General features: G+C 71.6%; 20 protein-coding genes and 1 pseudogene. 9 read left to right on the top strand and 12 right to left on the bottom strand.

Annotation, left to right across the window (positions count from 1 at the left end; translation table 11 throughout):
- Positions 1 to 627: 627 nt before the first annotated feature.
- Entirely contained in the window at positions 628 to 1,092 is a 465-nt protein-coding gene (locus ACIQWG_RS13565) for an ATP-binding protein (RefSeq protein ID WP_404094355.1), read from the bottom strand.
- Between the two features lie 372 nt (positions 1,093 to 1,464).
- On the opposite strand from ACIQWG_RS13565, the gene ACIQWG_RS13560 reads away from it, so the two are divergent.
- Complete coding sequence (locus ACIQWG_RS13560) at positions 1,465 to 1,863, top strand: STAS domain-containing protein (protein WP_404094352.1); 399 nt, start codon at positions 1,465 to 1,467, stop codon at positions 1,861 to 1,863.
- A gap of 221 nt (positions 1,864 to 2,084) precedes the next feature.
- Here the strand turns inward: ACIQWG_RS13560 and ACIQWG_RS13555 are convergent, their stop codons facing one another.
- On the bottom strand, positions 2,085 to 2,519 hold the full coding sequence (locus tag ACIQWG_RS13555) for a MarR family winged helix-turn-helix transcriptional regulator (protein ID WP_404094349.1): 435 nt from the start codon (positions 2,517 to 2,519) through the stop codon (positions 2,085 to 2,087).
- Between the two features lie 200 nt (positions 2,520 to 2,719).
- On the opposite strand from ACIQWG_RS13555, the gene ACIQWG_RS13550 reads away from it, so the two are divergent.
- The 6 genes from ACIQWG_RS13550 to ACIQWG_RS13525 all read left to right on the top strand — a co-directional run bounded on the left by ACIQWG_RS13550 (position 2,720) and on the right by ACIQWG_RS13525 (position 8,505).
- A complete protein-coding gene (locus ACIQWG_RS13550) occupies positions 2,720 to 3,892 on the top strand; it encodes a PP2C family protein-serine/threonine phosphatase (protein WP_404094346.1) in 1,173 nt (390 codons plus the stop codon).
- 63 nt (positions 3,893 to 3,955) lie between these two features.
- A complete protein-coding gene (locus ACIQWG_RS13545; protein ID WP_404094344.1) occupies positions 3,956 to 4,855 on the top strand; it encodes an STAS domain-containing protein in 900 nt (299 codons plus the stop codon).
- On the top strand, positions 4,852 to 5,271 hold the full coding sequence (locus ACIQWG_RS13540; protein WP_404094341.1) for an STAS domain-containing protein: 420 nt from the start codon (positions 4,852 to 4,854) through the stop codon (positions 5,269 to 5,271). The genes ACIQWG_RS13545 and ACIQWG_RS13540 overlap by 4 nt, the downstream gene beginning before the upstream one ends.
- Positions 5,268 to 5,711, top strand: coding sequence for an anti-sigma regulatory factor (locus ACIQWG_RS13535; RefSeq protein WP_404094339.1), 444 nt, complete (start codon positions 5,268 to 5,270; stop codon positions 5,709 to 5,711). Before ACIQWG_RS13540 ends, ACIQWG_RS13535 begins: the two co-directional genes overlap by 4 nt.
- Positions 5,711 to 6,772 (top strand): ATP-binding SpoIIE family protein phosphatase, encoded by a 1,062-nt coding sequence (locus ACIQWG_RS13530; RefSeq protein ID WP_404094336.1) that lies wholly within the window; start codon positions 5,711 to 5,713, stop codon positions 6,770 to 6,772. Before ACIQWG_RS13535 ends, ACIQWG_RS13530 begins: the two co-directional genes overlap by 1 nt.
- Positions 6,769 to 8,505, top strand: coding sequence for a PP2C family protein-serine/threonine phosphatase (locus ACIQWG_RS13525; RefSeq protein ID WP_404094333.1), 1,737 nt, complete (start codon positions 6,769 to 6,771; stop codon positions 8,503 to 8,505). Before ACIQWG_RS13530 ends, ACIQWG_RS13525 begins: the two co-directional genes overlap by 4 nt.
- 46 nt (positions 8,506 to 8,551) lie before the next feature.
- Here ACIQWG_RS13525 and ACIQWG_RS13520 read toward each other — a convergent pair whose 3' ends face one another.
- From ACIQWG_RS13520 to ACIQWG_RS13500, 5 genes are all read right to left on the bottom strand, one after another.
- Positions 8,552 to 8,929, bottom strand: coding sequence for a GntR family transcriptional regulator (locus ACIQWG_RS13520; RefSeq protein WP_404094331.1), 378 nt, complete (start codon positions 8,927 to 8,929; stop codon positions 8,552 to 8,554).
- 4 nt (positions 8,930 to 8,933) lie between these two features.
- Positions 8,934 to 9,767 carry a hypothetical protein gene (locus tag ACIQWG_RS13515; protein ID WP_404094328.1) on the bottom strand — a complete coding sequence of 278 codons (834 nt, stop codon included), beginning with the start codon at positions 9,765 to 9,767 and terminating at the stop codon, positions 8,934 to 8,936.
- Between the two features lie 76 nt (positions 9,768 to 9,843).
- Entirely contained in the window at positions 9,844 to 10,344 is a 501-nt protein-coding gene (locus ACIQWG_RS13510; protein ID WP_404094326.1) for a MarR family winged helix-turn-helix transcriptional regulator, read from the bottom strand.
- A 129-nt stretch (positions 10,345 to 10,473) separates the two neighbouring features.
- Positions 10,474 to 10,617, bottom strand: a complete 144-nt coding sequence (locus ACIQWG_RS13505; protein ID WP_404094322.1) for a hypothetical protein — start codon at positions 10,615 to 10,617, stop codon at positions 10,474 to 10,476.
- Positions 10,618 to 10,638: 21 nt separating this feature from the next.
- Positions 10,639 to 11,667: a zinc-binding dehydrogenase gene (locus ACIQWG_RS13500; RefSeq protein ID WP_404094320.1), complete on the bottom strand. Its 1,029-nt coding sequence runs from the start codon at positions 11,665 to 11,667 to the stop codon at positions 10,639 to 10,641.
- A 103-nt stretch (positions 11,668 to 11,770) separates the two neighbouring features.
- Between ACIQWG_RS13500 and ACIQWG_RS13495 the strand changes: the two genes are divergently transcribed.
- Positions 11,771 to 13,486, top strand: a complete 1,716-nt coding sequence (locus ACIQWG_RS13495; RefSeq protein WP_404094318.1) for an IlvD/Edd family dehydratase — start codon at positions 11,771 to 11,773, stop codon at positions 13,484 to 13,486.
- 109 nt (positions 13,487 to 13,595) lie between these two features.
- Here the strand turns inward: ACIQWG_RS13495 and ACIQWG_RS13490 are convergent, their stop codons facing one another.
- The 3 genes from ACIQWG_RS13490 to ACIQWG_RS13480 form a co-directional block, all read right to left on the bottom strand.
- Positions 13,596 to 14,090, bottom strand: coding sequence for a peptidylprolyl isomerase (locus ACIQWG_RS13490; protein WP_404094314.1), 495 nt, complete (start codon positions 14,088 to 14,090; stop codon positions 13,596 to 13,598).
- Positions 14,091 to 14,184: 94 nt separating this feature from the next.
- Positions 14,185 to 14,751 (bottom strand): TetR/AcrR family transcriptional regulator, encoded by a 567-nt coding sequence (locus ACIQWG_RS13485; protein ID WP_404094311.1) that lies wholly within the window; start codon positions 14,749 to 14,751, stop codon positions 14,185 to 14,187.
- Between the two features lie 154 nt (positions 14,752 to 14,905).
- Entirely contained in the window at positions 14,906 to 15,793 is an 888-nt protein-coding gene (locus ACIQWG_RS13480) for an SDR family NAD(P)-dependent oxidoreductase (RefSeq protein WP_404094309.1), read from the bottom strand.
- Between the two features lie 214 nt (positions 15,794 to 16,007).
- Between ACIQWG_RS13480 and ACIQWG_RS13475 the strand changes: the two genes are divergently transcribed.
- The gene (locus ACIQWG_RS13475; protein WP_404094306.1) at positions 16,008 to 16,727 is read left to right on the top strand and encodes a DinB family protein; all 720 of its coding nucleotides are present in this window, start codon (positions 16,008 to 16,010) and stop codon (positions 16,725 to 16,727) included.
- A gap of 277 nt (positions 16,728 to 17,004) precedes the next feature.
- Here the strand turns inward: ACIQWG_RS13475 and ACIQWG_RS13470 are convergent.
- Both ACIQWG_RS13470 and ACIQWG_RS13465 read right to left on the bottom strand, forming a co-directional pair.
- Positions 17,005 to 17,414 (bottom strand): annotated as a pseudogene (locus tag ACIQWG_RS13470) (VOC family protein).
- A gap of 206 nt (positions 17,415 to 17,620) precedes the next feature.
- A complete protein-coding gene (locus tag ACIQWG_RS13465) occupies positions 17,621 to 17,908 on the bottom strand; it encodes a hypothetical protein (RefSeq protein ID WP_404094304.1) in 288 nt (95 codons plus the stop codon).
- Positions 17,909 to 18,334: the final 426 nt, after the last annotated feature.

Raw genomic sequence — 18,334 nt, 5'->3', positions numbered from 1 at the left:
CCGCGCGGCGTGACGTCGAAGCACCACCGTGAGCCCGAGGCCGCGCTTGCCGACATCGGCAGCGGGCGGGAACGGCCGGCCGGACCGTGTCCGCCGAGGCGCCGGTCCCGGCCGAAGGACCGGCCAGCCGGCCGCTGCCCCCTGCCGGTGTCCGTCGGCCGGTCGAGGGGGTGACCGCGGGGCGCATTCACCGCGGCAGCAGGATTAGGGAAGGGCTCGGCGGGGCGATGGGCCGCCGGCGTCCGGCTTGCGGCCCGGGCTATTGGGCCGCCGCGTCCGGCTTGCGGCTTCCGTGGTCGGTGTTTCGTCGGTGGGTGGCCGGGGTTCCGCTGTGGGAGCAGCGGCAGCGGTGCCGCGCCAGCTGTCGCTAGGCCGGGGGAGACGTTCCCGCCGTCGGCCGAGCGCCGTTCGGGGCCTTTGAGGTGGTGTCGTCCGTGTCGGTCGATACGGGACCGGGCCGGGGCGCCCTGGTCGGCTGCCGACGTGCGGCCTGCCACGTGGCCCCGCCGGAGTCACGTCGTGCGCGTCGGTGGCTGTCGGACCCGCGTCGACGCGCTGTCCCCGAGGTGATCACCGCGATGACGCGCCCGCCCCCGCCGTGCGGCGCCGTAGCGGTTCCCGCTCGCGTCAGACTCGTTCCTCCGCCCGCCGGCACTCCGCCGCGAGGGCGATCACCGCCGTCACCCGTTTGCCGCCGGTCGGCAGGTCGGAGACGTGGACGGCGCGTGACAGCCGGCAGACGATGGGCCAGCCGCGGCCTCCGAGGCGCTGGCGGCCGTGGCGGTCGATCGGGTTCCGGGCGACCGGTCGTCGCCGTTCGCGGTCGCAGACGGACACATGCAGGTCCCCGTCCACGAACCGCACGTCGAAACCCGTGACGCCGCCGCCGTGCAGCATCGCGTTGGTCGTCAGCTCCGATGTCACCAGCAGCGCGTCCGAGAGGGTGTCCGGCGTGCACACGACGCCCCGGACGCGCGACTGTTCGGACACGACGCGGCGCACGGCTCCGCGTGCCTCGGCCGGACTGCGCGGGGCACCGCACAGCCGGTCCGCCGGGCTCGTGGTGGCGCCGGTCCGGTACTCCTGGCTCATCCTTTCGCTCCCTGACGCAGAAGACGTCACACGGGCGAGGAGAGCGAGAACCTGCCGTGTGTCTGTCTCTGGTCTCTCGGAGACATCACGCAGGTCCGAGTTCCCGTTCCTCCTCCACGACGCGTGTGCTTTCTCTCTCATCGCGTGACCAGTCGACCGGCCGCCAAACCGCCGTTCGGGCTCGCACACGCAAAAAGCAGCCAGAAGAGTGACCACATCCCGTTGCCTCGCACCGGCCCTGTGTGCTGCACGGATTCAGGGGTAGGCGGGCGAACGCACCGTCGGGCCCGTCGCGGAATTTTCGTTCCAGGACGCATCGAATCCGCCCGACGGGGCACCCGTCCCGATCGCCAACGCCTGTGGGAGGTACTTGTGTCCGTTGCCCAGAATCCCCTGTCGATCAAGGTGGAAGTGCCCCGTGAGGATGCCGTGCTGCTCACGGTCGAGGGTGACCTGGACATGGATACGGCCACCGAGTTGCAGCACCACCTTGCCAACCAGCTCCACCACGGCCGAAAGCATTTCATTCTCGATATTTCCGGCGTCCCCTTCATGGACTCCTCCGGCATGAACATCGTCCTGCGGGCTTATCAGGAGGTACGGGACATTTCCGGTGGCGTGTACGTCATCTCCCCGACCCCGGCCGTCCGTCGGATCATGGATCTGACCGGCGTCAGCATCACCGTCCCGATCGTGTCCGGCGTCGAGGAGGTGCTCGCCGTGGCGGACGAGGGGCCGGGCATCGAGTCGCCCGCCCGAGCGGAGGAGTGAAGACCGCCTGCCGGAGAGGAAGTTCACAGACCCGGCCCACCCTCGCAGCACAACAGTTGCCGTTTGACAACTATGGCCATCAGGCAACAGAGTGAGCGAGTCAAGCGTGGGGAGGGGTGTGGAACGTGCCGGTCAGCAAGGACTACGACCCGCGTCGCCGAGCGGCGACGCACCCGCGGCCCGGCCCCGGCCCCTCAGACGCGCCGGGGCGAGGCCGGGACTCACGCGCTCCGGACGTCGGAGGCATCGTCACCCTCGTGGATCTCCGCGGAGGCCGCGGCGCAGAACGCCTCCAGGCCCTCCAGCAGCGCGGTCCGTTTCGAGGCGGGCATCTGTTCCAGTACGGACTGAAGAGCGGCCTCGCGGCGAGCCCGCAGCTCCGCCAGGAACGTCCGTCCGCGGCGGCTCAGGTGCAACCGCAGCTCGCGACGGCTGGCGGCGCTGGGCGCCCGCTCGACGAACCCCACCGCCTGGAGGCGGTCGCACAGCCGGCTGGTCGACGGCGGCGTGGAGCCGAGCGCCTCGGCGAGCATGCGCAGATTGATGCCGTCGCTGTGCTCCAGGATGAAGAGCACGCGGATCTGAGAGGCGGACACCGGTGCCGTCGAGGCGCGGCCCCACAGGACCTCCAGCAACTCCGCGGCCTCGGAGGTCACACGCGCCACCTCGTCCGGACGCGGTTGCGAGTAGGAGGAAGTCACGCTCCCACTCTTTCAGGCTTCACGAGCACTGTCAGCTCACCGGTTCCGGCAATACGTACAGAACACTAGATACCGACACGAAGGACCGACGGATGGCGTCCGCGGCAGCGCGGGTCCGACGCCGTCACTGTGACAGAAATGGCGTATCCAACATCGTGAACAGATTCGTGGCAGCCGAGCGGGCGCTTCGCGCCGCGGCCCCGCACCGGCTGGTGGACGCGGTCCGCGAAGTACTGCGCGACGAGTACGGGGCGACGAGCGTGCAGCTCTTCCTGGCCGACTACGGCCTCGCCACGCTCCAGCCCGTCCTCCCGGCGCAGGGCCCGCCCGAGTCCGTGCCGACGCACGTCGGCCCCGCCGGCCGGGCCTTCGGATCGCAGGAGCCGTTCGTCGAGAAGCTGACCGACGGCGAGGTCTGCCTGCACCTGCCGGTGACCGTGCGCGGTGACCGGCTCGGGGTGCTGGCGGTCACGATGCCCTCCGCCGACCGGGCCGAGGAGGGCCTGGAGGAACTGGCCGACGTGGCGCAGGTGCTGGGACACGAGGTGATCGTCGCCGACCGGGACACCGATCTGTATGTCCGGGCGCGCCGCACCGACCGGCTCACGCTGGCGGCCGAGATGCAGTGGCAGCTCCTGCCCGGCCGGTCCTGCACCCGCCCCGAGTACGCGCTGGGCGCCCAACTGGAGCCCGCCTACGCCATCTTCGGCGACAACTTCGACTGGTCCGCGAGCGCCGACGGCCTGATGCTCTACATCACCAACGGCATGGGCGAGGGCATCGAGGCCTCCCTGCTGACCAACCTGGGCATCAACGCGCTGCGCAACGCACGCCGTGCGGGCCTGTCCATCGAGGACCAGGCCGCCCTCGCCGACCAGGCCGTCTTCGCCCAGTACCGCGGCGACGCCTACCTTTCCGTGCTCCTGGTCGATCTCGACCTGCGCAGGGGCCGGCTCCGGATCATCGACGCCGGCTCTCCGCGGATGCTGCGCCTGCGCGGCCGTTCCGCCACCTTCGTGGACCTGGAGGCGCAGCTGCCGCTGGGCATGTTCGAGGAGACCGACTACGTTTCCCACGAGATCGACATCGAGCCCGGCGACCGGCTCGTGTTCGCCAGTGACGGAGTGCACGCGGTCGCCGCGCCCGGCGGGGAGCGCTACGGGGAGCGCTCGCTGGCCCGCGCCATCGTGTCCACCAGCCTGCTGCCGGCGGCCGAGGTCCCCCGGGCCGTCCTGCGGGAACTGGCCGGGCACCGCGGCACGCCCGTGGCCGACGACGACGCGCTCGTGGTGTGTCTCGACTGGTTCGGGCCGCCCCGGGAGCCCTGACCGCAGTGTCCGGCGCCGCCCCGCGGGAACGGGGCGGCGCACAACGTAGGAGGAGGGAAGCAAGTGCCGGAGCAGCCAACGGCAGAGGACCGATTCGGCCCGGCGGAGGTGGTCGGAGACTTCCTGCGGCGGCGCCGGGAGCAGGTCGCCCAGCGCTGGGCCGACGCGGCGGTGTTCCGCACCGTGTTCACCGTCTCCCGGGACGAGGCCGTGGAAGCCGGCCGGGCCGTGGTCGAGGCACTGGCCGCGGTGGCCGCCTCGGGCCGCGTGGAGGACTCGGAGGCCGACGGATTCACCGTCGTACGTGATCAGTTGACCCGTACCGCCCAGTCCCGCGCGCGAGCCGGAGCCACCGTCGGGCAGATCTCGTCCGAGATGGAGGCGCTGCGACCGCCGGTCACCGAGCTCCTGCTCGACGAACTCGCCGACGCGTCCGCCGAGCACCGCCGGGAGTGCGCGACCGCTCTCACCGTGCTGATGGGCACGCTGCGCCTGGTCATGCTGGAGACGACGACCACCGCCGGGCAGGAACTCATCAACCGTCAGCGGCTCGAACTGCTCGAGATCGCCACCCCCGTGATCAATCTGTGGGAAGGCATCGTCGCCGTACCGCTGATCGGCACACTCGACAGCGCCCGCAGCCAGGTGGTGATGGAGACCCTCCTGGACGCCATCGTCGAGCAGCACGCCCGCATCGCGATCCTGGACATCACCGGAGTACCGACGGTCGACTCCCTGGTCGCGCAGCACCTGATGAAGACCGTGGCGGCCGCGCGGCTGATGGGGGCGGAGTGCATAGTCTCCGGCATCCGTCCGGCCATCGCGCAGACGATCGTGCACCTCGGCATCGACCTGAGCTCGGTGCTCACCCGCGCCAGCCTCGCCGACGCCCTGGCCTACGCCCTCCAGCAGCAGGGCGCGCACATCGTGCCGAACGCCGGCCCGACCGCGGAGCCCCGGTGACCGGCGCCGCCACCTTCCCGTACGAAGGGCATGTGCCCGTACTGCGGCTCGGCGGGGTCCTCCTGGTCACCCTCCAGGGCGACCTGTACGACAGCACGGCGGAGCGACTCCGGCAGGACATCGGCGAGACGGCCGCCGACAGCGCGGTCAGCGGTGTGGTCATAGACGTCTCCGGCGTCGAGATCGTCGACTCCTTCATGGGGCGCGTGCTCAGCGACATCGCCGCCATGACCCGGCTGCTGGCCGCGCAGACGGTGGTGGCGGGGATGCGCCCGGCGGTGGCCATCACCCTGGTAGAACTCGGTCTGAACCTGCCCGGGTTGCGTACCGCTCTCAACACGGAGGAGGCCATGCGCCTGCTCGGAACCGAGGTGTCCCTGCCCCGTGACGGGCACGCACGCCGGGAGAGCCAGTGACCCACAGCACCGGCAGCGTCTCCGCCTGCCTGCCGATCCACTCGGACCTCGACCTGGTCCGGGTACGGCAGCATGTGCGGGAGATGACGGCCCAACTCGGGTTCGGTCTGGTCGAGCAGACCAAACTCGTCACCGCGGCCAGTGAGCTGGCGCGCAACGCCCTCGTGCACGGCGGCGGGGGACAGATGGAGTGCACCGAGGTGACCAGCGGCGGGGCGCGGGGGCTGCGCCTCGTCTTCAGCGACGAAGGTCCCGGCATCGCGGACCTGGACCAGGCCCTGTCCGACGGCTATACCTCAGGAGGTGGACTGGGGATGGGGCTAGGCGGTTCCCGGCGCCTGGTCCAGGAGTTCTCCATCGACAGCCGTCGCGGCGTCGGCACCACGGTGACCGTGACGTCCTGGATCCCCGGGCCGCCCCGCCCGCGCGAGGCGCCCTGATGCCGCGCGTCTGGGAGGTACCGGTGCACGACTCGACCCGGGTCCGCGACGTCCGTATGGCGGCCCGGGACGCCGCCGACCGGGCCCGGCTGCCCGAGGACCGGGTCGCCGCCGCCGAGCTCGTGGCCACCGAACTCGCCACCAATCTGCTGAAGCACGCCGGCGGCGGACGGGTGCTCCTCGACGTCGTGGGCCCGCCCGTCCCGGCCTACGCCGACGAGCGGGCGCCGCGGGTGCAGATCATGGCCGTCGACCACGGGCCCGGCATCCGGGACACCGCCGCGGCCATGCGCGACGGCTACTCCACCGCCGCCTCCCTCGGCGCCGGCCTCGGCACCTGCCGGCGTACCTCCGACGACTTCGACCTGCACAGCGCGCCCGGGCGCGGCACGATCGTCATGGCCAGGATCGCCGCCCGCACCGGCCGCGACACCAGCGCCGCGCTCCCGGTACGGGCCGGCGGAGTCAACGTCCCGCTCGCGGGCGGGGACTACTCCGGCGACGCCTGGGCGTGCGTACGGGCGACCGACCTCGTGACCGTGATGCTCGCCGACGGCCTGGGCCACGGCCCCCAGGCGGCCCGGGCCTCCACCGCGGCGGTGGAGGCACTTCGCCAAGCGCCCCATCTGCCACCGAACGATCTCCTGCGACACATGCACGACGCCCTGCGCGACACCAGGGGCGCCGCCGTGGCCATCGCCCAACTCGACACCACCGCAGGCAGGTTGTCCTTCGCCGGAGTCGGCAACGTGGGCGTACGCCTGCGCCGCGCCGACGCCTGGCAGGGCCTGGTCTCCCGCCCCGGAATCGTCGGCGCCCACCTCCCCACGCAGCTGCCGATGCACCAGGAGACCTGGACCGGCGAGTGCCTCCTGGTCCTGCACAGCGACGGCCTGCCGAGCCGCTGGAGCCCCGGCCCCGTCGTGCACGCCCTGACGTCCCTCGACCCCGCTGTGATCGCCGCCTCGATCGTGCGGGACGCCAGTAGTTCCGCCCGGCCGGTACGTGACGACACCGCTGTCGTCGTGCTGAGCCCCAGACCCTCGGACCGCTCCCCATGAACCGCACCTGGCACGTCCACACCATCACCGACGCCGCGCGGGCCCGCATCGGCACGGCGCGGCTGGCCGTCGCGAGCGGCGTGACCACCGTCGAGCGGGCCCGTCTGGTGACCGCGCTGACCGCACAGCTACGGCAGTGCCTCACCAAGGGCGGCGAGTGGCGGGTCGACGTGACGGCCAGCCCGGCGCCCGGTGGCGGCGAGTTCCGCGTCGAGGTGGACTCGGCCCAGCGCCGCCCGGACGACCCGCGGCCCCCGTGGCACGCGTCGGTGCCCTGCGCCGAGGACGCGGACTTCTCCGACGAGCCCGCGATCGACGACCCGGCCGCCCTCGCCGAGGCCCTGTTCGGCGCCGACGAGGACGCCGCACTGCTGCTGGAGCGGCTCGACGAGCAGGAGGCGATGGTCGCCTTCCACCGCGAGGAACTCCACCAGACCAACCAGGGCGTGCTGGCGCTCCACGCGGAGCTGGACGCCGCCGGCCGGGCCCAGCGCGACCTCTTCGACGCCGAGCAGAAGGCCCGCAGGGAGGCGGAGAACGCCCGTTGGCGGCTGAACTTCCTCGCCGACGCCAGCGCCGCGCTGACCGCTTCCCTGAACCACGAGGCGATCGTACGGCTGCTGCCCGCCCTGCTGGTGCCGCGCTACGCCCGCTCCGTCGACGTCTGGCTGTTCGACGGCGTGGACGACGCCCTGCGCAGCGGACCCCACTCGGCCGCTGCCGTGCTCGCGGCCCGCCGCGGCCGGCCCCAGTACGCCGCCGACCACCCCGGCCGACTGCCGGGCGTGGACGACCAGCCGCCCTCCGCCCTCGACCCGACCCGGCCCCTGCTGTGCATCCCGCTGCTCAGCCGCCGGGCACCGCAGGGCGTCCTCACCCTGTCGGCCCCCGACGACCGCTGGGACGCCGACGACGCCGTCATGCTCATCGAGCTGACCCGAAGAGCCAGCATCGCCCTGGAGCACGCCCGTCGCTTCGAACACAACCGCGACATCGCCGAGACCCTGCAACGCGCCCTGCTCACCGACCTGCCCACCACCCCCGGCCTGAGCCTGGCCGCCCGCTACCTGCCGGCCACCCGCGGCCTGAACATCGGCGGCGACTGGTACGACGCCTTCCGCCAGCCCGACGGCAGCCTGATCACCGTCGTCGGGGATGTCACCGGACACGGGCTGCACGCCGCGGTGATGATGAGCCAGCTGCGCACCGCCCTGCGCGCCTACGCCGTCGACGGCAGCAGTCCCGGCCAACTCCTGACCCGGCTGCACCTGTTCCTGCACCGTCTGCGCCTGGACCTCTACGCCACCGCGGTCATCGCCCGCTTCCACCCGGACGACCACACCCTGACCTGGGCCGCGGCCGGTCACCCGCCACCGGTGCTGCGCGACCCCGAGGGGCGGGTGCACATCCTCGACGCCAAGCCCGGCGCCATGCTGGGCATCCCCCTGAAACAGGAGATCCCCGACCATACGGCCCCGCTGCCGCCCGGCTCGACGCTGGCGCTGTACACCGACGGGCTGGTGGAGCGGCGCGCCCTGGGGATCGACCCCGGTATCGAGCGGCTCGCCGAGAGACTGGGCGGCTTCGGCCCGACCGAACTCCACCAGGACCTGGAGGGATCGGCCGACCTCCTCCTGCATCCGCTGCTGGACGACTCCGAACACGACGACGACGTATGCCTGTTGCTGTGCCATGTGCACGGCGACGGCCGGTCGCAGACGCCCCGGCCCTGAGCCGGGCCCACGCGCCCCGACATCCAGGCCGGTCGCGACGGGCCGGTCATGAGGGGGGCGATGCCGCGGTACCGTTGGTCAGTGCCGCCTGGACGATGCGGATGGCCTCGTCGGTGTCGATGCCGACGCCGGCGATGACGGCGGCGTAGTCGGCGGCGGCGCGGCGTGCCCGTTCGCGTCCCATCTCGCCGGCCGCGGACACGAACGAGCCGGCTGCTCCGCGGGTCTCGATCAGCCCCGCCTCCTCCAGCTCCCGGTAGGCCCGGCCGACGGTGTTGACGGCCAGGCCCAGGTCCGCGGCCAGGCGGCGCAGGGTCGGCAGCCGGGTGCCCACGGCCAGGGTGCGGTCCTGGATCTGCCGGGCGAGCTGGGCGCGGAGCTGCTCGAACGGCGGGACGGGCGAGGCGGAGTCGATGACGATCATCGGCTCACCGGGCCATCGTGGTGTGTCGTGCCACCGTGCCCCTCCGCGCGGTCCGGACGGTGATCAGGAGGAGAGCGAGGACGCTCAGGGCAACGAAGACGAGCCAGGCGGTGGTCCACCAGCCGAGCCCTGTGTCGAGCACCGACGCGACCGGCAGACACCACACCACGGTGGGCGTGGCGACCTCGCGGGCGTCCTCGATGCGCAGGAGGACGTCGGCGGTCAGCGAGGCCTCGTCGTCGGCCACGACCGGGCGCGTGAGGATGTGGCGCAGCTGGACGACCATCCCGACCGCGACCCCGCACAGCGCGATGAGCAGGACGGCACCCGCGTACCGTGCGGCGTCGTCCCGCACGGTGAGGGAACCGATCGCCAGCGCGGTCGCACCCGCGAACGTGGCGACCGCGAAGACGGCACGCGGCACGCCGAGCACGGTGCGCCAGCCCGGCCGGATCGGGTGGGCCGCCCGGCGCCGCAGCGTCGCACCGGCGCGCCGGTCGACCCGCCGCACCCACCAGTCCAGCAGCGTCTGGGCGAGCACCAACCCCGCCACCACCGCCGTGAGGACCAGCAGTGACCAGCGCCGGTCCGGCCCGGACCCGTCGTCCGCGGCGCCGGCCGGCAGGTCGATCGCGTAGGTGAGGGCGACCGCGACGATGAACGCGGCCAGCAGGAGCTGAGCGGCCAGACGGGCACCCCACCGGACCGCGAGACGCCTGGCCAGCAGCGGCGTCGGGGGGACGTCGGTCAGGCCGTGCCCGGCCAGCCACACGCGGGCCCCCTCGAGGCTCGCCGCACGCGTCGACCGGTCGGCGTCCGGAGTCGTTCCGTTCGGCATGACACCCCCCACTTGTCGCAAGTCTTGTCTCAGGATGGTGCGTCAAGCCTTGCGACAAGTCAACGCTCTCGATACCTCAGTGTTCGTTCGCGGGGTCCGCGCCCGGGTCGGTGCGGGCGGGCGGGCCGGCCTCGTGGAAGGTCCGCAGCACCTGTTCGAGCCGGGCGGGCGGCACACCGTCGAGTGCGGTGGTCAGGCGCGCGGAGAGCCGCTCGGTGACGTCCGCCAGGAACAGGCTCCCTCGGTCCGTCACCTCCAGGCGCACCTCGCGCCGGTCGCCGGGCCGCACGCTGCGCCGGAGCAGTCCGGCCGCTTCGAGCCGGTCGCACAGCCTGCTGGCGGTGGGCAGCCCGATGCGCAGATGGTCGGCCAGGGCGGTGAGATTGAGCGTGGGGCGATGGCGCACGGCCCGCAAGGCCCGTATCTGACGCGGCGACAGACGCGGATGCACCTCTTCGACGGCTGAGAACCACAGGGCCACGAGGTCCTCCACGACCTCGACAGCCTGTTCGCCGACCAGGTGGGATTCGCCGACCAGGTGGGAGGGGATCTGGGGGGGATCCTGTTCGCGGCGCATGGTCCGTCATCCTTCGAGTCTCACCGTCGACTCCGGCCGGGAGTTCATCAGTGGGAGGGGGCCTACCCGAAGCGATGGAGAGTACACAGATCTGATGGCGACGCATGTGGGATCGGGCCTGGAGTGCGGCTATGAGCGCCGGCCGCCGTTCGCCAGACGGGGGATGAGGAGTTCGGCGTTGCCCCGGTTGACGGCATGCAGCCGGCCGGTGTCCCAGTGCGGGGAGCCGTCCAGCGCCGCATCGAAGTCGATGCCCCAGTCCTCGGGGCGCATCGGGAAGTCGCTCCGTATCCGCTACCCCGCCGCTTCCACCCCCCGGGGACTCACATGGACCTTGGGACCGGGTCCGGCGCCCGCCGGACGTCCGCCCGCGAGAACCGGCCCCACCTCGTCGAGGCCGACCGTGGCCGCCACGAGGGGCCTGGGATCGACCGTGCCGGACGCGTAGGCCCGGATGGTGGCGTCCAGGCCGGGGGAGGCGGAGAGCACACCGACCGCGCTCACGTCCTTCAGGACCAGCCGGCGGGTGTCGACCAGGCTCGGCTCGCCCGCCAGGCCGATGTACACGACACGGCCGCCCGGTTCGACCAACTCCAGTGCGCGTCGCGGGAGATGAATGGCGTTCGATGCGTCCACGACTGCGTCGAACGGCAGTTGGGGAAGGGAGCCCTCGTCCCACACGTGCTCGAAGCCCAGGGAGTGGGGGAACGCGGGGGAGTTGCCGGGCCGGTCCAGCAGATGGACTTCCGCGCCGCCGGCCCGTACGAACAGGGCGACGAGCAGGCCGATGGTGCCGGCTCCCAGCACGAGCACACGATCCCCGGCGTGCGCCGCGGTCGCTCGGGCCGCGCGCAGGGCATTGCCGCCGGGCTCCACGAGCGCCCCGAGCACGGCGTCCACCGAGTCGGGCAGGGCGTGCAACGAGGCCGCCGGTACGGCGAGTTGTTCCGCCAGGGCACCGGCCCGCCCGCCGCGTATGCCGACCTCCTGACGCTTCTCGCACACGTGCTGAGCGCCCCGCAGACAGCGGCGGCAACGGCCGCAGCCGAGCATCGTGTCCCCCATGACACGACGGCCGGTCCACTCCGGGTCGACACCGTCACCGACCGCCGCCACCCGCCCGCACCACTCGTGGCCGGGCCGCAACGGGTAGCTGGAGTGCCCCTGGTGGAGGTAGGCCATGGCACCGGTGAAGAACTCCATGTCGGTGCCGCACACACCGACCCGCTCGACATCGACGACGACTTCACCGGGCGCGGCCACCGGCGCCGGGAGGTCCTGGACCTCGTACGCGCCGGGCGCGGTCAGGACGAACGCGCGCATGACGGGCCGTTCCCACCGTGGTCTGTCGGGCCGTCGTACGGCTGCGTATGCTCCATGGCGTTCCAGACTGTAGACCTCCGTACCGACTGTCGGAAGAGGTCCCATGGCGAGGCTGCGCAGCGCACAGTGGTACGAGGGACAGGACCGCAACGCCTACATCCACCGGGCGTGGATGCGCAGAGGCGTCCCGGACGACGCCTTCACCGGCCGGCCGCAGATCGCCATCGCCAACACCGCCTCGGACCTGACCCCTTGCAACGCCCATCTCGACGAGGTGGCGTCCTCGGTGCGCGACGGTGTCTACGAGGCGGGCGGCATTCCGCTGGACCTGCCCGTGGTGTCGTTGGGGGAGACGAACGTCCGCCCCACCGCCATGCTCTGGCGCAACATGGCCGCGATGGCCACGGAGGAGATGCTGCGGGCCAACCCGATCGACGGCGTGGTCCTGCTGGGCGGCTGCGACAAGACGATCCCGTCGCTGCTGATGGCCGCCGCGTCGGTGGACCTGCCCGCCGTCGTCGTGCCCGGCGGCCCCATGCTGACCGGGACCTTCCGCGGTACGCCGCTCGGCTGCGGCACCGATGTATGGCGGCTGTCCGAGGAGGTCCGGGCGGGCACGCTCTCGCAGGAGCAGTTCACCCGCTCGGAGTCGGTGATGATCCGCAGCCGAGGCCACTGCAACACCATGGGCACCGCCTCCACGATGGCGCTGGTCGCGGAGGCGCTGGGCACGGTCGTCCCCGGCGTGGCCGGCACCCCGGCCCCCGACAGCCGCCTGCTGGAGGCCGCGCACCACACCGGCCGGCTGGCCGTGGACATGGTGGCCGCCGACCGCCGGCCGGGGACGCTCCTCACCAAGGCGTCCTTCCACAACGCGATCGTCGCGCTCGCCGCCGTCGGCGGCTCCACCAACGCCGTGGTCCACCTCCTGGCCGTCGCCGGCCGGCTCGGCATCGACCTGCGCCTCGACGACTTCGACCGCGTCGGCTCCCGCGTCCCGGTCCTCGTCGACCTCCAGCCGGCCGGCCGCTTCCTGATGGAGGACCTCCACCGCGCCGGAGGCCTGCTCGCCGTCCTGCGCGAGGTGCGCGACCTGCTCGACCCCGACGCCCTCACCGTCACCGGCAAACCGCTGGTCGATTCGCTCGACGACGCCACGATCTGGGACAGCGAGGTCATCCGCACCCGCGCCGAACCCCTGGTCGCCGAGGGAGGCATCGCCGTCCTGCGCGGCAACCTCGCTCCCGACGGAGCCATCGTCAAACCGGCCGCCGCCTCGCCCCACCTGCTCCGGCACCGCGGCCGAGCCGTCGTCTTCGACTCCGTCGAGGACTTCCACGCCCGGATCGACGACCCCGAACTCGACGTCGACGCCGACTCCGTACTGGTCCTGCGCGGCTGCGGACCCAAGGGCTACCCCGGCATGCCCGAGGTCTCGAACATGCCCCTGCCGAAGAAACTGCTCGAACAGGGCGTCCGCGACATGGTCCGGGTCTGCGACGGCCGGATGAGCGGAACCGCGTACGGCACGGTCGTCCTGCATGTCGCCCCCGAGGCGGCGGCGGGCGGTCCGCTCGCCCTCGTACGCACCGGCGACCACATCACCCTGGACGTCGAGGCCCGCCGCATCGACGTCGACGTAACCGCGGACGAACTCGCTCGCCGAAGGCCCAGCGAGGCCACGGTCACGGCCTACGCCAACCCGCGGCGAGGCTGGGAACGCCTCTACGTCAACCATGTCCTCCAGGCCGACACGGGCGCCGATCTCGACTTCCTCGTCGGATCCAGCGGTTCGGATGTGGGCCGCGAGTCGCACTGACCACGACGGTGTGACGAGGGGGAAAGGAAAGGTCCGCCGACCCCGCGAGGCGGGTCCGGCGGACCTGATGCGCGGCCGCGTCATGGGCCGCCCGGCATGAACCGGGTCGTTACGCGACGACTCCGCTGTCCTCGATGACGATCTTCTTGCTGGTCCTGCCCGAGTCGCTGCCGAGGGCCTCGACCGCCTTGACCACGTCCTCGCCGTCGATGACCTCGCCGAAGACGACGTGCTTGCCGTCCAGCCACGGCGTCACGACGGTGGTGATGAAGAACTGCGAGCCGTTGGTGCCCGGCCCCGCGTTGGCCATGCTGAGCAGGAACGGCCTGTCGTGCTTCCGCTCGAAGCTCTCGTCCTCGAACTTCTCGCCGTAGATGCTCTTGCCGCCGGTGCCGTTGCCGTTGGTGAAGTCGCCGCCCTGAAGCATGAACTCCGGGATCACGCGGTGGAAGGGCGCACCCTTGTAGCCGAAGCCGTGCTGGCCGGTCGCCAGCTCACGGAAGTTGCGTGCGGTCTTGGGCACGACGTCGTCGTACAGGCGGAAGACGATGCGGCCCATGTCCTCGCCATCGGCCGAAATCTTGAAGAAAACGTTCTCGCTCATGATGCGGATTCTCCACCAGAGACGGCGTCAGGTCGAACAGGCCCGGCGTGGCGATCACCACTCCGCGACCGTGGCAGGGGTGAACCCTGGGCTCTCAACGGATGAACAGGCCTTCGAGCAGCGCCGTCAGATAGCGCCGGGCGGTCTCGACACGGTCCTCCGCCTCGCCGTGCACGTTCGCGGCGAAGGCGACGCCGCACATCAACGGGACCAGATCCTCGGAGGCCAGGTCGGCGCGCACGACGCCGGCGTCATGGGCCCGCCCGAGCAGCCGCGTGCCCACCGACCTGAGGGCCCGCTTCAGTTCGGTGGTGCGCGGCAGGGCGTCGGCGGGCGCCGCCGCGACCGGGGGCAGCGCGGCATCGGTGACCTGCGCCTCGACGGTGCGGGTCAGGAAGCCGGTGAGGCCATCCCGGGGGTCCTCCTCGGCCAGTGCCTTCTCGCCGTGCGCGACGAGTGCCTCCAGGGTGGGGGTGGCGACGGTCTCCAGAAGAGCCTCGGCGGTGGGGAAGTGGCGGTAGACCGTGCCGACACCCATCTGCACGCGTCGGGCGATGTCGTTGAGCTGGAGGGGAGTGCCCTCGTCCACGAGTTCGCGCGCCACGGCGACGATCCGCTCCCAGTTGCGGGCGGCGTCCTTGCGCAGAGGGCTGGAGGTCATGGGGGAAGTCTATCCGGATGGCTCATCCGGATAGGTGCGGCCCATGATCCGGATGCCTGATGGTCCACCTGGGCGGGCGTACGGCCAACTATTCTCCCCGGAAAGGGACTTGGTCCGCCGTACCTGGTCAGCCGTACGCCTGGACCCGAGCCGCTCAGCTTCCCGTCACGGGCGTCAGTGGCGCGAGGCGCTCACTGAGCCGGCGTACCGCGTGCGCGATGCCGGGTTCCGTGGCCGAGCGGAACGGGGCGACGGGCCGCGCCTCGGGACCGATGACGACGCCGGTACGGCCGCTCAGGGACTCGTCGGTCGCGGCGAAGACCGAGGACCTGGCCGCGACGGACGCCGGGCCCGAGGTCGACCGTTCGAACTTGCGCCGGACCAGTGGCCACAGCAGCCGCAGCCCCGGCGAGACGATCTTCGGGTCGCCCATGGTGCCGTCGGTCATATCGGTGGCGGCACCGCCCGGATCCGCCGCGAAGACCGAGACGTCCGAGCCGTCGAGCCGGCGGGCCAGCTCCAGTGTGTAGGCGAGGTTGGCGAGCTTGGCGCGGCCGTACCAGTGGAAGGCGTAGTACCCGCCCGGCGGCTCGACGGCGTCGAACACGCGCTTGGCGACGCCGATCGCACCCGAGGTGACGTTCACGATCCGGCTCGGCGCACCGGCCCGCAGCGCCGGCAGCAGCAGTTCGGTCAGCAGGTACGACGAGAGGTGGTTGACGGCGAACGACGCCTCTATGCCGTCGACCGAGTCCTGCCGGTCCGGGAACATCGCCCCGACGTTGTTGACCAGCACGTTCAGGGGGCCGCCGGCGGCGATCCGGTCGGCGAGACCGCGAACCTCGTCGAGGGAGGAGAGATCGGCGGCCAGGAACCTCGCGGAGTGCAACGGTCCCAGGGCGTTGATCCTCTCGATGGCCCGGGCGCCCCGCTCGGGGTTGCGCCCCACCACGGTGACCGCGAGGCCGGCCTCGGCCAGCCCTATGGCCGTTTCCAACCCGATTCCCGCCGTGCCGGCGGTGACCACTGCTGATTGCTTCATTACCCGACTCCGACCCGTTCCGCGTATGTGGATGATGTATCCGGTTGACGCGACGATAGCAGATCCGGATGGGCTATCCGCTTATCCGGCGCGGCCGGTCCGGCCGGTCCGACAGCCCCCGACGGTCACGGAATTCGGTCGCGTCCCCTCCCCGCGAGCGGCTAGCCTCCGCCTCGTCGCGCCGGGTGCGGGGTGACGGTGAGGGGAGCAGGGCATGGAGACCGAGGGCGTACGAACCGACCGATTCGGCTTGCTGCTCGACCAGTTCGACCGAGCCAGGGAGATGGCCGAGGTACGGCTCAAAGGGCTCGGCGACGAGGAGTACCTGTGGGAGCCGGTGCCCGGTTGCTGGTCGATCCGGCGGCGCGGTGAGGCGACGACGCCCAGGGCGTTCGGCCCCGGTGAATGGGTGCTGGACCTCGGCGCCCCGGAGATCCCGGCGAACGAGTACGCCGAGGTCGCCCGCCAGGCCGCCGCCGGCATGAGCGTCGCCAAGATCGCCGAGGACTGGAGCGTGAGCGTCGAGCGGGTCGAGGAGATCCTCGACCACAAAGGTGAACCGGAGCCCGACGAGACCCCGGTCACCACCATCGCGTGGCGGCTCGGCCACCTGCACTACTGCTTCGCCGGTCAGTGGGAGTGGACCTTCGGCGAACGGCGCCATGAGCCCCGGCTCCTGGTCGACTTCACCCCTTCCGCCACCCTGGCCCTCGAACGCTTCTGGGCGCTCATCGACCGCTGGCGCGACAGTGTGGGTGCCATGACCGAGGAGCAACTCGACACGGTCGGCTTCTCGCAGTATCCGTACGGCTCCGACCCGGACGAGCCGTTCATCTCCGTGCTGTCGGGGGCCAACCTCGAACTCATCCACCACATGGCCGAGATCGCGCTGCTGCGCGACCTGTGGCGGGCGCGAATCGCCAGCGGTGGCTAGGCCGATTCCTTCGGATCATCTGATCGTTGGTGGATGGTGTCGTCGACTGATGCCCAGTGGACGAGGATCGAGCCGTTGCTGCCGGACCGTGCTCCCGGCGGGGCGGGCGGTTGCGGGATCACCAGCAGATGATCGACGCGATCGCGTTCAAGTACCCGCACCGGGATGCCGTGGATGGACCTGCCCGAGCCCTTCGGCTCGTGGCCGAACAGGGTGCCGGCCGACCGGACGTATTCATTTCTTCATCTGGTCAGCCCGGTGGTCCCAAGGCAACGCCCTAGCCGCGCTCGGGCCAGACCGGCCCCTGATCGCCCCAGACGACACCCTTGTTGCGGCACAGACAGAAGGGGTGCCCGACCGGGTCCGTGAAGACCTGCCAGCCGTAGCCGTTGGGCCGATGAAGTCCTGCTTCAGCGTCGCGCCGAGGGCGACGACGCGGCTCTGCTCGGACTCGATGTCGTCCACTTCGAAGTCGAGGTGGAATTGCTTGGGGTGCTCGGTGTCCGGCCACTGCGGAGCGCGGTAGTCATCCACCCGGATGAATGCCAGCTCGATCTCGCCGAACCGGATGCCTGCCCAGTCCGCCGAGCTGTCTTCCTTGATCGGACGGCCCGTCACCTCGGAGTAGAAAGCCGCCAGCTTCATCGTGTCCGGACAGTCGATAATGAAGTCGGTGAGTCGCAACATCCCGCGATCTTGGCACAAGCTCACCCGTCCGGACCTCGCGTTCCCGCATCGTCTTCATCCGGTCGGCGAGGTGATCCGGAGGAAACGGCCCAGGCCGGGGAGCGCGAGGCGATACGCTCCGGTTCCGTAACCGGAATCGATCTTGTGAACGGGACGGTCGGGGCCGTCTGTGGCGTCGTCGTCGCGATCCTGTTCCAACAGCCGCTTCAGGACGCCTGGTTGAGGCTACGCCGCCGATTCGCGACCGGGGTGCGCAGCCTGACGTAGCGTGCGGTCGCCGCCCCGACGACCTCGTGGTCGGCCATCTCGATCGGGCCGCTGCACACCTCCGCGCTCGTCGTCGAGGGCGACGGCGAACAGGCCATCGCACCCGAGTCGGTCCGCGTCCAGGTGCTGGAGGGCGACGTGGTCCTGCCCGCGGAGATGGCACCGTGGCGGGCGGAGATCGAGGCGGACGAGGAGCGGGCGCAGACGTCCGGCACGCGCGTGCGCACGTGGAACGGCCCCCGATACGCCGTGGAGGGGCTGGAGATCTCCCGTACCGCGCCGGAAGAGCACGTGGAGGTCCGGCTGCGGCTGCGCCCCACCGACTACTTCACCTTCCTGGCGGCGCAGCAGCTCGACCGCAGGCTCCCCGACGACCACACCACGCCGGCGCTACCTCGACCCCGACCACCCGCTGGACGCGCCCGCGTTCCTCCAGTGCAGCTTCGGCGTGAACATAGCGGCCGGCCCTCGTCCTGGACGTCGAACGCCGACAGTGGAGCGCCCACTTCACCGCACACACCTCACCGATCTGACCGGCGACGCCCTGCGGTCCCGCATCTCCCACGGAGTCGCCGACCGATGGGAGCACCAGAGTACGTACCGTTCCGCCCGGCGGACGTCGTGCGCTACCTGCTGCGCCCGGACCGCCTCCA

The sequence above is a fragment of the Streptomyces sp. NPDC098781 genome (assembly GCF_044759995.1).
Taxonomy (GTDB): Bacteria; Actinomycetota; Actinomycetes; order Streptomycetales; family Streptomycetaceae; genus Streptomyces.
The sequence above is the reverse complement of the archived record's forward strand: the minus strand, read 5'-3'. Positions and strand labels throughout refer to the sequence as shown.